This is a genomic window from Hyphomonas sp. J20-32, assembly GCF_055808555.1.
The window spans coordinates 316,827-330,855 of record NZ_CM147873.1 but is presented as its reverse complement, the minus strand read 5'-3'; the positions used below and the strand labels follow the sequence as shown (position 1 = coordinate 330,855).

Here is a 14,029-nt window from a genome sequence, read left to right as displayed (position 1 = left end):
ATTATCAGGCTGCCCATTAAGCATGGGCAATGTGCGGTCCGGGCTCAGACGGCGGCGCGCGCGGGTTCTGGGCGTCGGACCGTTTCGTCGGCATCGGTTTCCCAGCACCAAGCCGACGGCGTGGACAGGAGTTTGCGCACCAGAGCGTTGTTGAGCGCATGTCCCGGCTGGACGGCATCATAGCTGCCGGCGATCGGTGCACCTGCCAGCATGAGGTCGCCGACCGCATCAAGCATCTTGTGGCGGACGAACTCATCGTCGGCCCGCAGGCCTTCAGGGTTCATGACGGCGCCATCCTCCAGAACGACGGCATTGTCGAGGGATCCGCCGCGGGCGAGGCCAATTTCGCGCAGCATGTCCACATCGCGGGCGAAACCATAAGTGCGAGCAAAGGCAAGGTCGCGGGCAAACATTCCAGGTGCCATGCGCAGGGCCATTTGCTGGATACCGATGACGGAATCGTCGTACTCGATACGGGCACGCAGGGTGAGAAGCGTATCGTCGGACGGCGATAGCGTGGCGCGCTTCGGGCCATCGACGATTTCCACACGTTCAAGAATCCGGATGCGGCGGCGCGGCGCGGTCTGGGTTTTCAGGCCAGCCTGCAGCAGGAGTTCGCAAAAGACTGCCGACGAGCCGTCCATGATCGGGACTTCCGGCCCGTCAATCTCGATGATCAGATTGTCCACGCCCAGGCCGGCCAGAGCCGCCATGAGGTGTTCGACCACGGCGACCGAAACGCCCGCTTCGTTCGTCAATGTGGTGCCAAGCCGAGTGTCGGACACCGAGTCGGCATGCGCCCTGATTTCGATATCCCTGGCATCAAGGTCTGTCCGGCGGAATACGACGCCGCTGCCGACAGGTGCAGGCTTCAGAACAAGCCGGGCTTTTTCGCCGCTATGAACACCAATGCCGGCACATACTGCCGGACGTTCAATTGTCTGCTGCATCTGTACGCCACTCAACACCGCATCGACCCTCCGCTACAGACTGCAATCTGGATGCGGTTAAGCATGAGCACAAAACACGGCTTGTTTCGACGTGTTACAAAAAGAGCCGCAACTTGCGTTACGGCCCTGATATATATGGAAATTACAGATAACAAACCGGGGTCCCCGGCCTGCATTTATTGCCTGGGCATCAGTGATTCGCAGACCGGCGAAGGAAGGCCGGGATTTCGAGGTCCGCATCGTCGAACGGCGCGGCTTCCGGATGGTCGTCCGGCGACGAGATGATTTGCGTCGGAATGGCCGCCTCTGGCGCGTCGTCATTTTCACCTTGCGGGTTGCGGCGCCAGCCGAACAGGTGGGAAAAACCCGACGCGCCCTGATCGGCGCGCGCCTTGTCGGGGGCAGGGGCCTCCTTGCGCGAGCCGAACACTGCGTCGGCGGATACTTCGTCGCTGCCTTCAGCGCCTTCATAATGGTCGGCTGGCAGCGGCTGGCCAGAGAAATCGGACCGCGGATCTGTCTCGTCGGACCGTAGCGATGGCGCATGACCCGTGATCACGAGGGGACGATCATCGGCGGGAGCTTCAGGCTCCATCACTTCTTCGGCAATCGGTTCAGCGATGGGTTGACGCACGGTCTGCTGGACGGGTTCGGGTGCAGGCGCGACGGCCGTGCCTGATTCAATGCCTGCGGCGACGACGGACACGCGAATTTTGCCCTCGAGTTCGCTGTCGAAAGCCGAACCGAGGATAATATTGGCATTCGGGTCGATTTCCCGGCGGATTTCGTTGGCGGCTTCGTCGAGTTCGAACAGCGTCATGTCATAGCCGCCCGTGATGTTGATCAGCACGCCGCGGGCGCCTTTCAGGCTGACATCGTCGAGCAGCGGGTTGTCGATGGCGGCGCGGGCCGCTTCCAGTGCGCGGCTTTCGCCTTCCGCCTCGCCCATGCCCATCATGGCCGTGCCCATGCCCCGCATGATCGAGCCGACATCGGCAAAGTCGAGATTGATGAGGCCTGGCATGACCATCAGGTCGGTAATGCCGCGCACGCCGGAATAAAGGACGTCATCGGCCATGCGGAAAGCTTCCGCAAAGGTTGTCCGGTCGTTTGCAATCCGGAAAAGGTTCTGGTTCGGCACCACGATCATCGTGTCGACATGTTCCCGGATTTCGAGCAGGCCCTTGTCGGCCAGCGCCATGCGGCGGGCGCCTTCGAAGCCGAACGGCTTCGTCACGACAGCAACGGTAAGGATTCCCATTTCCTGCGCGATGCGTGCGATGACCGGCGCTGCGCCGGTTCCCGTCCCGCCACCCATGCCAGCGGCAATGAAAACCATGTGGGCGTCTTCGAGATACATCTTGATCTCGTCGATCGATTCTTCAGCCGCCTTCGCGCCGACATCCGGGCGGGCACCGGCGCCAAGGCCGGACGTGGTCTCAGGGCCGAGCTGAATACGCTGGTCCGTCTTGGAGCGAAACAGCGCCTGTGCATCCGTATTGGCGACGATGAACTCGACGCCCTGCAGGTTTGCCTCAATCATGTTGTCGACAGCGTTACCGCCAGCGCCGCCAACACCGAAAACGAGGATCCTGGGCTTGAGTTCATGTGTCATTCGCGTACCTCAATATACATTCTGGACCGGTTTGAGAGGCACTGTCGCCTCTCACGGCTAAAAGACAGTTAAGTGAGGGCAAAAGGCGTCAGAAATTTTCTTTCAGCCAATGGAATGCCTTGCTCACTGCTCCGCTCCCGGATTCGGTCCCATATTCCTTCGACGCAACGCCAGCCCGCGCAGCGTCCACAAACCCCAGTTCCGAGTACAGTAGCAGACCCGACGCTGTAGAAAAAGCAGGCGTTCCCAGTGTTTCGCCGAGAAATTCAGCAATGGTAGGCCGACCAAGTCGGACCGGTGCGTTGAGGACCCGCGAAGCAACGTCGCGAACGCCCGCGAGCTGGCTGGCGCCGCCTGTGAGGACGATACGGCGCGGAAGTACCGAGCGTACCCCGCTGGCATCGAGACATTTTTGAACGAGTTCGAAGGTTTCCTCGATGCGCGGCGCGATAATGTCAGCGATGGCGCCCTTTTCCATCCGCATACCATGCAATCGACCGTCATCTCCCAATCTTGGAGCTTCGATCCGTTCGGCAAGGCCGGGGCCTTCAAGATTCGCGGTGCCATATACCGATTTCAGGCGTTCAGCCGCAGCGAAGGTCGTTCCGATACCCTGAGCAATGTCACTTGTAACATGGGTGCCGCCGGTTGGAACGAGGCCGAGCCAGGCAGGCGACCCGTTGAGATACACCGACACGGCCGTAACGCCGGCGCCCATATCGATGCATATTGCGCCATTCTCGATCTCGTCGTCGATCAACGCACCGGCACCGCTCGCAATCGAAGAGGGAACGAGGGCCGTGACACCCAAATGGGCCCGGCCGACGCATTCGACCAGGTTCTTGATGATCGGACGCGGCGCTGTCACCACAGAGAGGAGGATTCCGAGATGCTCGGCATACATGCCTACGGGTTGGCGAACGCCTTCCTGTTGGTCGACGCGGTACGCGACCGGCCATGCGGCGAGAATGTCGACACCCTTGGTCGGGACCTTGGTCAGCGCGAGAGCCTGGAGTCGCCTGACCTCTTTGTGCGTAATCGCCCGTCCGCCTATCTCGATGGCGGCAGTTACCAATGTGCACGCGAGTTTTGGGCCGGTGATGCCGAGAATGACTTCACTGATCTGTTCGCCCGCTTCGCGCTCGGCGTCTTCCACGGCAAGTCGGATAGACCGCTCAAGACCTTCCATGTCGGTGATGGCGCCGCCATTGAAACCGCGCGACTGCTGGCGTCCGCCGCCCAATATCTTGAATCGCCGCGGGCCAGATCCATCATTGCGACCGATCAGGCAAGTGATCTTGGAGCAGCCGATGTCCAGTGCGGCGACGGTGCCAGTGCTGCGAGACCCGTTGAGGGCGATACGTCTGGACTGGACATTTGCCATCAGGATCGTGCCGCGTCTGCGATTTTACGCGCGGCGGCACCCTGAGCCGGGGACAGGTAGATGCGGCCCTTGTTGCGAAGGTCGATCATCGTGACCGGTCGCTGCATCAGGGCCGTGCGGGTCTGGAGCGTCGACAGTCGGGAAAGGGCGCCGTCCATGGCGCCGTCTTCCGGCAGGCGAACAGTGGCGCCATTCACAAGACGGACATCCCAGCGCCGATCGGCGATGCGCGTGGCGATGGCGAGGCGGGCCGATACGTCAGGTGCCTTTTTCAGGGCGTTGACAAGGGCCGGGGCAGCTGCCGGCGCGCCCTGTCCGGCGAGACGAACGAGTGCCTTGTAGTCACCGGAGTTCGCGTCCGGCAGGATGCGGCCGAGACCGTCGACGACAGTCCACTCCTTGCCGTCATGCCAGAGGGCAACCGGTTCTGCGGCATCGGCAATGATCACGATCTGGCCCGGCCACAAGCGATGAACCCGAACGTTCAACACCTTGCGGGTCGCCTCGACGCGGCGCCTGATCAGCTGCGGGTCGGCACGAAACATGTTCTCGCCAGGCTCGATCATGGCGGCAGCGCGCACGTCATCCATGAGCGCCGGATTCTGTTCGAGACCGAGTACCGAGACGTCATTCACCGATACACCGGCCATGCGGGCCGTATCGTCAAGAAAGCCTCCAAAGCGGGTTTCGATCTGCGACAGGGATCCGCCCATCCATGCAGCGGTTGCGACAACAATTGCGACCAGCATCACAAGGCCGAACAGGATGGACGACACACGGACTTCTTCGCCCGTTGTTTCATCGACAATGGTGGCAGGACGGCGGCGCGAACGGGAGGGGACAGACTGGTTCCGGTTTACCTTTGGCATGAGGCATCCTCGATCATCCAGGCGACAAGCGCTTCGAAGGACATGCCAACGAAAGCGGCCTGTTCGGGGACAAGCGAGGTGGGCGTCATGCCAGGTTGGGTATTTGTTTCCAGGATCACGAGGCGGTCTCTCTTGTCGTCATAGCGAAAGTCGGACCGCGTTGCGCCCCGGCAACCAAGCGCCTGATGTGCCCTGAGTGCTGCGCCCATTGCAGCTTCGGTCACGCGTGCAGGCAGGTTTGCCGGGATCACATGTTGCGATCCTCCTGCCTGATATTTCGCATCAAAATCGTAATAGTCCCTTAAGGTCGTGATCTCGGTGACAGCGAGGGCGCGGTCGCCGAGCACACCGACCGTAAGTTCGCGCCCTGGTATGAACTCTTCGGCCATCAGGTTGTCGCCATAGTGCCATCCGGCGCCGAGCAATTCCTGCGGCGGGCTGTTGGCGCCCTCGCGCACGATCAGGACGCCAAAACTTGATCCCTCGGCAACAGGCTTGATCACGTAAGGGGGCTTGAGCGGGTGGCTGGCGGCCGCTTCCGTGCGGGTTACCCGCTTGTCTTCGGCGACCGGCAACCCGGCTTCGCGGTACACGGCCTTTGACTTGAGCTTGTCCATTGCCAGCGCGGACGCGAGAACACCGGAATGGGTGTAGGGCAGGCCCATCACCTCCAGCAGGCCCTGCACGCAACCATCTTCGCCCCACGGGCCGTGAAGCCCGTTGAGGACAACCTCCGGCGCGGCTTCGGCAAGCTGGATCGCAAGGTCCCGGCCTGCGTCGATCTCGACGACATCATACCCTGCTGTGCGTGCAGCCCTGGCCATTTGTCCGCCTGAGGACAGAGAGACCTCGCGTTCAGACGACCAGCCTCCATAAATTACAGCTACGCGTTTCATCGCTGGTCCTTCTTGAATCTTGCGGGTGGATATTCGACCGCTTGCCACAGCCTGTGCTGCACAAAAGCGGCATGAGTCAGGCGAAACCAGATCATGATGCCGCTCAAGTTACGAAAAAGTCACCAAACGGAGATTGTCATGAATAGACTACATGTGTAGTCGTTACATATCGACAGACGATGAAAGTAACGGGCAATACCGTTGTTTTCCCAGAAAAGAAAATCGTGAGGAAACGTTTGCATGAAAAACCGTGTCCCTGTGTTCGCGAGTTTGCTTTTTGCGCTGTCTGCCCAACAAGCATTCGGCGCAGACTTGGCAATCGCCACCAGCACATCGGACAAGACGGAATACAAGGCCGAGGATTTCGCACAGTTCGCCCCGCGCACGGCTCTTGATATTGTCAGGCGCATTCCCGGCTTTTCCATCGATAGCGGCGACAGCGGATCGCGCGGCTTCGGCCAGGCCAGCGGCAATGTCCTGATCAATGGCCAGCGGGTTTCAGGCAAATCGAATGATGCCGAAGCCGTTCTGGGTCGAATATCCACCGTGAACGTGAACAAGATCGAAGTGCTTGACGGCACGGCGCTTGGCATTCCCGGACTGTCCGGTCAGGTTGTGAATGTCACGACCAAGGATTCCGGCGGCGTTTCTGGCACATGGAAATGGAAAGTGCGCAGCCGGGAAAACCTCCGCCCCACGTACAATGATTTCGGCGTGACTGTCTCAGGCCAGAGAGGTGCACTCAGCTGGGCGATTGAAGCGGAGAGCGATCCGGAGCGCGGCGCCAGCGCCGGACCGGAACGCGTTGCTGATGGCGCAGGCAACCTGATTGAAACGCGAAAGGAAGATTTCACCCACGACGCGGAAGCCGCGTCGATTGCCGGATCGCTGGCGTGGAATCCCGCGAGTGGTTCTGTCGCAAACCTCAGCGCGAAATTTGCGGCCTACCAGCCCGACGACAAGGAAGTGTCCAAATTCTTCCAGGCTGGAGGCCCGGTGGGACGCCGGCTGTTTCAGGGATCTGAAGACGAAACGAATGCCGAGGTCGGCGCGGACTATGAATTTGGTCTTGGACCGGGACGCCTGAAGACAATCGCCCTTGTCCGCCGCGAAGACAGCCCGACCGTTGACCACGTGCTTCGCGGAAATCTGGATGGCACGGACATTTCAGAATCTGTATTCGAACAGAGCGTTGAAGAGGGCGAATACATCCTTCGTAGCGAATACGCCTGGGTGCCTTCGACAGGACGGGACTGGCAGGTGTCACTCGAAGGGGCCTTCAATTACCTGGATGCCGAATCGGCATTGTTCCGATCAACCGGTGGCGCACCGCTCGTTGAACTGGCGTTGCCGAATGCCAATTCGCGCGTGGAAGAGCAACGCGGAGAAATGTCCGTCACGCATGGGCGGGCGCTCGCGCCAGGCCTCAACCTGCAGGTTTCGCTGGGCGTGGAAATGTCGGAACTCTCCCAGTCGGGCGATGCTGAGAACGTACGCACGTTCACCCGCCCGAAGGGATTCGCCAGCCTGTCCTGGCAAGTCGATCCAACACTCCAACTCGTCACGCGGCTTGACCGGGAAGTCGGCCAGCTCGATTTTTTCGACTTCATTTCATCGGTGAACCTGAACCAGGGCAATGGCAGCCAGGGCAATTCCGAGATCGTGCCCGAGCAAGCCTGGAAGTTGAGTGTCACTGCCGAGAAGGATTTCAAGGACTGGGGCGCAGCAACGCTGACCCTGTTCGGATCGGATATTGAAGACATCGTGGACAGGATCCCGATCGGGGCCGGCGACGGGCCGGGCAACATCGATTCAGCCTGGCGTATCGGGGCGGATCTGGATGCGACGCTCAAGCTTGCGAAGCTCGGATTGTCGGGAACGGAGCTGACGTTCAGCGGTGAATGGCGCGATTCCCGTGTCGAGGATCCGTTGACCGGCGTCGAGCGTCCAATCAATGGCAGCGACATCTACTACCTCAATGCAGAGCTGCGCCGTGACATTCCGCTGACGGATTGGGCGGTTGGGGTGTATCTGGAATCCTACAATGGAAACCCCGAATACAAGCTCAATGAACGCCTTCATTCGGGCAATCAGCCGCCCTTCTCGTTTGCCTATGTCGAGCACAAGGACATTCTGGGCATGACGGGAAAATTCGTGGTGGGTAATATCCTCGATCAGCATGACTGGCTGCGCAGGGATATTTACGATCCCAACCGCCTCGGAACGATCGTTCGGTCCGAATCCCGCACCCGCCATTTCGGACCGATCTTCACGTTCGAACTGAACGGCACGTTCTAGTTCGCATCAGGACGGCGGCTGGAGCCGGCCAATGCGGCGCACTTCCCATCTCAGCTGAATGCCGCTGTTTTCGAACACGCGTGCGCGGACAAGCTCGCCAAGCGCTTCAAGGTCGGCTGCGGTAGCGTCACCGGTATTGATGAGGAAATTGCAGTGCTTTTCCGAAACCTGTGCGCCGCCCACGCGCAAGCCGCGGCATCCGGCGGCATCAATGAGCTTCCAGGCTGACCGCTGGTCAGGTGTGCCGGGCGGATCGGGATTGGCGAAGGTTGAACCGGACGTCTTGTCGCGAATGGGCTGGGTCTCGGCGCGGCGCGCCTGTAGGGTTTCGATGTCGGCAAGGATGTCGGCCGGCGTATCGGTTCCGGTGCCGCGCAGAACAAGGCGCGTCACGATGAAATCGTCCGGCAGGTCCGTGTGGCGATAGGAAAAATGTACTTCGGGCAGGTCGCCAGGCACCCCTTCGCCCTTGAACGCGGCGCGTTCGCCCGATCGAGCAATGCCTTCGAGCCTGAGCAGCACGTCCTTTAATTCCGACCCATAGCAACCCGCATTGGTGCGCGTTGCGCCGCCGACAGAGCCCGGAATGCCGGACAGGAATTCAAGGCCCCTGATGCCCGCGCTTGCCGCAGCCTTTGCGACCGAGAGGTCGAGCGCGCCCGCGCGCATGGTGACGGTCTGGTCGCCCGGCGCTGCAATCTCGCCCCAGTACTTGCCCATCAGCCTGATCACGACACCCTCGATCCCGCCATCGCGCACGATCAGGTTCGATCCGACGCCAAGAACAGTTACCGGAACCGCCGGGTCCAACGCAGAAAGGAAATCTGAAAGATCATCTTCGTCTGCCGGCAGGAACAGCCAGTCGGCCGGCCCGCCGACCCGGAACCAGGTGTAAGGTGCAAGGCTCGCGTCCTGCAGGAGCTTGCCCCGAACGGGGGGGAGGGAGGGGGCAGGTTTCACGCCGATGGGGTCGCCGGACTTTCCATCCGTGTCAAGCGACGTGTGGAGAAATTACCTACGATCCCGGCCGCCGCGCAGCGTCCGGCAAGGCGGCGAGCCTCTGTGCCTGGTCGACCCATTTGTCGCGCTGGATACGGCCCTTGAAGTGCATCAGTTTGTCGTCGACCCATTTGACGTCTTGCGGGCTCCATTCGGCGACCTGCCAGAAATAGAACACGCCGACCTCGTGCAGCAGCTCGCACAACATTGGGCCGACACCGTTGATCCGCTCGAGCTCGTCAGGGTCGCCGAAAGCCGCTTCGACGAGCAGGTTCGCCTCGTCATCTTCACGGCGAGCGGTGTTGATGGGATCGACGTCGCGGGGAGGTGGCGGGGCAGGCGCGACAATGGCGGGTGGAGCGCGGCGCTCAACGGCTGGCGCCCGTGCAACGGTCGTCGTCGTCCGGGTCTTCGGTTCGCGCTCCGCACGGGCGGCGCTGGAATCCGGGCGGGCGCGCAGCGTGTGATGGATCGCGGCGAGACCGTATTCGATCGCATTGAGGCGATTTTCCATGGCCTCGAGATCGAGACTTCCCTCTATGGACTGGACCGCGCTCAGGACGGGCGACAGGTCTGTGGGGGTCTGCGTGAGGAAGGCTTCCTGAAGGCTCGCGATGCGCCGTTCGAAAGGTGTAAGGTCGGGCGCGCCCGGGAGGCTGGAGCGCATGGCCGCCAATGATTCTTCGAGTGCCGCCAGCCGGTCGTAGAGCGGTGTCATGTTCGTTTCAGGGACAGTGAAGTTCGCTATCGCGTGCTCAACGCTGACCAGCCGCTGGTAGATCGAGCCGAGGTCCGGCATTTCGATACCGGAAATGCCTGAGGCGACACCCGTTATTTCAGATGACAGTTTTTCGAAATCGCGTTTCTGGGCCGCTTCAAGACGGTCGCCGAGCAGGGCGATACGGCTTTCGAATTCCGACAGGCGGGCCTGGACCGGACCGAGATCGGTCTGGGGCCTGTCCAGGCCGGCAATGGTGAGGTCAAGACGGGCGAGACCGCTGTGCAACGGGCCGAGGTCGACTTCAGGAACCTTCATGGCGGCGAGCGATTCCTCGATCTTCCCGAACCGGCCTTCCAGGGGCGACAGGTCTGTATTGCTGAGCCCTCCGACTGCGCCGGAGACGGACGACAGGGCGCTGTTCAATTCGGATAGTCGGCTATCGAGTTGCGAAAGACGTGCATCAAGGCCTGAAATGTTGGTTTCAACGGCGTCCAGCTTGCCTTGAAGCGGGCCGAGATCGGTTTCCGGCACGGTGAACCCGGAAATGGCGCTTTCGACCGAGGACAGGCGCTGGGTGACGGGTTCCATATCCGGCATACGCAGGGACCGGACAGCCGACGAGATCAGCGCCATGCCAGCCTCATAGTCTTCCCGGGCAGCCGGTTCAGGACGCGCGCCTAGCGCCTCCAGCTTTTCGGAAACCCGCTCATATGACTCCGTGACGGCTTCCTGCCGGTTTTTCAGCCACCAATAGGCCAGCACGGCGCCGAGAACGGCCGCCAGCAGCAGAAGGGGGAAGATCTGAATAAGAAGAAACCACATGATATAAACTCGCTAAGTCAAAAGAGCCCGAATGCCCGGCTGGGGTCAATCGGATGCACGGACGACGCGAATTTCGATCCGCCGGTTATGCGCGCGTCCTTCTGCAGTGCTGTTGTCGTCTATTGGCCTGCGGGCGCCGAACCCTTCGGCCAGCAGGCGCTCCGCTGGAACGCCACGCGCAATCAATGCATCGCGCACAGCCTCGGCGCGGGCATCACCCAGCAATTCGTTCGCATTCGCGCTGCCCATGCTATCTGTGTGGCCTTCGATTCGCAGCGTGCCGGGACATCCGCTCGCCGCATCTGCAACTGACTGGAGCAGGGCGGAACTGGCGGGATCGATCGCCGCGCTTGATGGGGCAAACCGTATCTGCGCGGTTCCAAGCAGCTCGGAGAGTGACGTTTCGCACGTTGTGACGGCCTCGTTCGGCAGGATGTCGATGTTTCCCAGGCGACCGATGGGTTGGGGGCTGGCGATCACTTGCTGGAGACCGGAAACGCCCGATTGCGGCAGTTCGCAACGCAACGAAAATTCTTCGTTCAGGAACGTCGCAACACCGCGATCACAACGGCCGACCGCACGAATTCCCTTAAGCGCAACTGCGGCATAGGCCGGATCGTTTGCAACATGAGTGACTGTCATCAAATCCGCGACGCTGGCAATGCGCGGAGGATCGATCAGGCCATTGGCTGCGGCGACGAGCGAGCTGCGAGCTGTTTCGCTTGGAACAATACCAATGAGGCTCAGCTCCCCCTCGTCCAGCCGAAACGTCCATTCAGGCTTCCGGGTTGCGGTGGGGGAGATAACTGGCGTTCCGAACCTCGCAAACACGCGGGTGACCGGTTCTGCAGGGCCCAGCCAGGTCGACGTCTGGGAGGTGCGCATCAGCGCAGTGAGCTGCTCGCCTTCCATGCGGGTAGGTGGCTGGCCTTCAAGCCACACCCATTGGCCGGATACGACAGGCCGGGCCCAATCAGCACCATTGGCAGCCAGCGTCTGTTCAGCGGACCGGATGGCGGATTGTTCGATGATGTGCTTCGCAAACGGGCCCATGCCGATCCAAAGCAGTACCAGAAGGCCGAATAGGGGTACGGCGCCATACGGCATAAACGGCATATGATGCGCGGACCGGCGACGGACGCGGGTCGTCACGGTCCTTTCTTCTGAATAGCTGAGATTGGTCATTTTCCGCGGTCCCGGCGCATTCTGCGCCCGGGCATGTAACAGGCCGGGACGAAGCGGTGCAAGCCAACTGTCCTGATACGGGAATTTCGGTTTTCACCCGAATGGCAGGGCAGACCACACGCGGAAAAGCAGCCAGACAGCGCCAGCAAGCCCGCCGCCCGCCGCGACTAGCACAAAGCCGTCGCGCGCCGTCAGGCCCAGTCCGAACAATAGTACGGTCAGGCCCGGCAGGAGGGGGCCGAAGGGGAACAGGCCCAGCGGGAATGTTACCAGCGCGGCGGCGACGCACACCAGCGCGGCCAGCGCAATGAAAGGGGGGCCGGACAGGAAGGCGAGCCGCGGCTTCAGCACCCGGTCGACTGGCCGGACGTATTTGCGCGTCTGCTCCACTCCGGCCACCAAGGCGGCGCGCGGAAAGGTTATGTCCAATACGCGCCGGGGTACCCAAGGAAATTTCCGGCCAATCACGATTTGTCCGGCGATCAGCAATGTGATCAGCGCGACAAGCCAGCTGGTGCCCGGAATGATCGTCAGCGGCGTGACTGCGATAAAGCCGAGCAGCAGCAGGATGGGTCCATAGGACCGACGCCCGACGGCGTCCAACATGTCGCGTACTGTCACCTCCTCACCGGAGGTGCATTCGGTCAGGCTCGCCAGAAGCGAATCGAGATTGTGTACGTTGGCCATGCCGTTTTCCTAACGCGATCCAAAGTGTCTGCACACCCGAATCGCGTGAGGCATGGTTTGGTTCCTCAAGCTGCCTTGCGCTTGGCCTTGCGGGCTTCGAGCTTGTTGACAGCATGGAGGTAGGCCTTGGCGCTGGCGACCAGTGTATCAGGGTCCGACGAGCGCCCCGTCGCCATGATGCCTTCGCCATTCAGGCGAACCGAGACGGTGGCCTGAGCGTCGGTGCCACCAGTAACAGCATGGACCTGGTAGAGGTCCAGCTTGCCGTCATGCGGCACGATTTGCCGGATCGCGTTGAATACGGCATCGACCGGGCCATTGCCGCGGGCAATGGCGAACTTCTCCTCGCCATCGACGGTGAGATCGATTTCGGCTGTTTGCGGGCCATCCGTGCCGCAGACCACGCGCAGGCGCTTGAACACGATCCGTTCGCCCTCGGCCGCCAGTTGGTCGTCGACCAGAACGATGATGTCATCGTCGAAGACATGCTTTTTCTTGTCGGCCAGGGCCTTGAACCGTTTGAAGGCATCGTTCAGCGCGTCGCCTTCGAGGAAGTAGCCCATGCTTTCCAGCTTGTCGCGGAAGGCGTGGCGGCCTGAATGCTTGCCCATGACCAGCGAGGTTTTCGCGACGCCGACATCTTCCGGCTTCATGATTTCGTAAGTCTCGGCATTTTTCAGCATGCCGTCCTGATGGATGCCGCTTTCGTGCGCGAATGCGTTCTTGCCCACGATGGCCTTGTTGTACTGCACAGGGAAGCCGGTGATGCGACTGACCATGGCCGAGGCGCGCGACAGGTAGGCCGGATTGATACTGGTGGAGAAGGGCAGGCTGTCTTCGCGTACCTTCATCGCCATGACGACTTCTTCGAGCGCCGCATTGCCCGCCCGTTCGCCGAGGCCATTGATGGCGCATTCGATCTGGCGGGCGCCATTGGCAACCGCCGAGATCGAGTTGGCGACGGCGAGGCCGAGGTCATTGTGGCAATGGGCTGACCAGATCACCTTGTCGGAGTTTGCAACATTTTCGATCAGGCGGCGGAAGAGCGCGCCATATTCGTCAGGGTGCGAATAGCCGACCGTGTCGGGCACGTTGATCGTCGTGGCACCTGACGCAATCGCAAGATCGATGCACTTGCACAGGAAGTCGAAGTCGGTGCGGGTCGCGTCCTCGGCGCTCCATTCGACATCGTCGGTATGGTTGCGCGCCTGGGCGACTGATCGGCCGACGGCTTCGAGCACCGCGTTCGCGCCCATTTTCAGCTTGTGCTTCATGTGCACCGGGCTGGTCGAGATGAACGTATGGATGCGCGGGCGGGCGGCGTGCTTCACCGCTTCGGCGCACCGCTCTATGTCCGAAGGCGTGGAGCGGGCGAGGCCGCAGATGATGGCGCTTTTCGACTGGGCGGCGATGGCGCTGACGGCGGCAAAATCACCGTCCGAGGCAGCAGGGAAGCCAGCCTCGATCACGTCGACGCCCATGTCTTCCATCAGGCTCGCCAGTTCGAGCTTTTCGGTATGGGTCATGGACGCGCCGGGCGATTGCTCGCCGTCGCGCAAGGTTGTGTCAAAGATACGGATATGAGGATTGGAAGTCATGGTTT

At 61.2% G+C, this 14,029-nt stretch carries 11 protein-coding genes; 1 reads left to right on the top strand and 10 read right to left on the bottom strand.

Features of this window, described 5'->3' with window-relative positions; genetic code table 11:
* Positions 1–44: 44 nt before the first annotated feature.
* The 5 genes from lpxC to AC0L7I_RS01545 all read right to left on the bottom strand — a co-directional run bounded on the left by lpxC (position 45) and on the right by AC0L7I_RS01545 (position 5,714).
* The gene (lpxC, locus tag AC0L7I_RS01565) at positions 45–950 is read right to left on the bottom strand and encodes a UDP-3-O-acyl-N-acetylglucosamine deacetylase (protein WP_473397782.1); all 906 of its coding nucleotides are present in this window, start codon (positions 948–950) and stop codon (positions 45–47) included.
* A 190-nt stretch (positions 951–1,140) separates the two neighbouring features.
* Positions 1,141–2,565 carry a cell division protein FtsZ gene (gene ftsZ / locus AC0L7I_RS01560; protein WP_473397781.1) on the bottom strand — a complete coding sequence of 475 codons (1,425 nt, stop codon included), beginning with the start codon at positions 2,563–2,565 and terminating at the stop codon, positions 1,141–1,143.
* A gap of 88 nt (positions 2,566–2,653) precedes the next feature.
* Positions 2,654–3,949: a cell division protein FtsA gene (gene ftsA / locus AC0L7I_RS01555; RefSeq protein WP_473397780.1), complete on the bottom strand. Its 1,296-nt coding sequence runs from the start codon at positions 3,947–3,949 to the stop codon at positions 2,654–2,656.
* The gene (locus tag AC0L7I_RS01550) at positions 3,949–4,818 is read right to left on the bottom strand and encodes a cell division protein FtsQ/DivIB (RefSeq protein ID WP_473397779.1); all 870 of its coding nucleotides are present in this window, start codon (positions 4,816–4,818) and stop codon (positions 3,949–3,951) included. Before AC0L7I_RS01550 ends, ftsA begins: the two co-directional genes overlap by 1 nt.
* Positions 4,806–5,714: a D-alanine--D-alanine ligase gene (locus AC0L7I_RS01545; protein ID WP_473397778.1), complete on the bottom strand. Its 909-nt coding sequence runs from the start codon at positions 5,712–5,714 to the stop codon at positions 4,806–4,808. Before AC0L7I_RS01545 ends, AC0L7I_RS01550 begins: the two co-directional genes overlap by 13 nt.
* 240 nt (positions 5,715–5,954) lie before the next feature.
* Here AC0L7I_RS01545 and AC0L7I_RS01540 point away from each other — a divergent pair, with 240 nt between their 5' ends.
* Positions 5,955–8,012 carry a TonB-dependent receptor plug domain-containing protein gene (locus AC0L7I_RS01540; RefSeq protein ID WP_473397777.1) on the top strand — a complete coding sequence of 686 codons (2,058 nt, stop codon included), beginning with the start codon at positions 5,955–5,957 and terminating at the stop codon, positions 8,010–8,012.
* 6 nt (positions 8,013–8,018) lie between these two features.
* Here AC0L7I_RS01540 and murB read toward each other — a convergent pair whose 3' ends face one another.
* The 5 genes from murB to AC0L7I_RS01515 form a co-directional block, all read right to left on the bottom strand.
* A complete protein-coding gene (murB, locus tag AC0L7I_RS01535) occupies positions 8,019–8,972 on the bottom strand; it encodes a UDP-N-acetylmuramate dehydrogenase (RefSeq protein ID WP_473397776.1) in 954 nt (317 codons plus the stop codon).
* Between the two features lie 55 nt (positions 8,973–9,027).
* Positions 9,028–10,554 carry a hypothetical protein gene (locus tag AC0L7I_RS01530; RefSeq protein WP_473397775.1) on the bottom strand — a complete coding sequence of 509 codons (1,527 nt, stop codon included), beginning with the start codon at positions 10,552–10,554 and terminating at the stop codon, positions 9,028–9,030.
* A 45-nt stretch (positions 10,555–10,599) separates the two neighbouring features.
* Positions 10,600–11,739 carry an OmpA family protein gene (locus AC0L7I_RS01525; protein WP_473397774.1) on the bottom strand — a complete coding sequence of 380 codons (1,140 nt, stop codon included), beginning with the start codon at positions 11,737–11,739 and terminating at the stop codon, positions 10,600–10,602.
* A gap of 93 nt (positions 11,740–11,832) precedes the next feature.
* Positions 11,833–12,426, bottom strand: a complete 594-nt coding sequence (locus AC0L7I_RS01520; RefSeq protein ID WP_473397773.1) for an exopolysaccharide biosynthesis protein — start codon at positions 12,424–12,426, stop codon at positions 11,833–11,835.
* 65 nt (positions 12,427–12,491) lie between these two features.
* Entirely contained in the window at positions 12,492–14,024 is a 1,533-nt protein-coding gene (locus AC0L7I_RS01515; RefSeq protein WP_473397772.1) for a 2-isopropylmalate synthase, read from the bottom strand.
* Between the last annotated feature and the right edge of the window lie 5 nt (positions 14,025–14,029).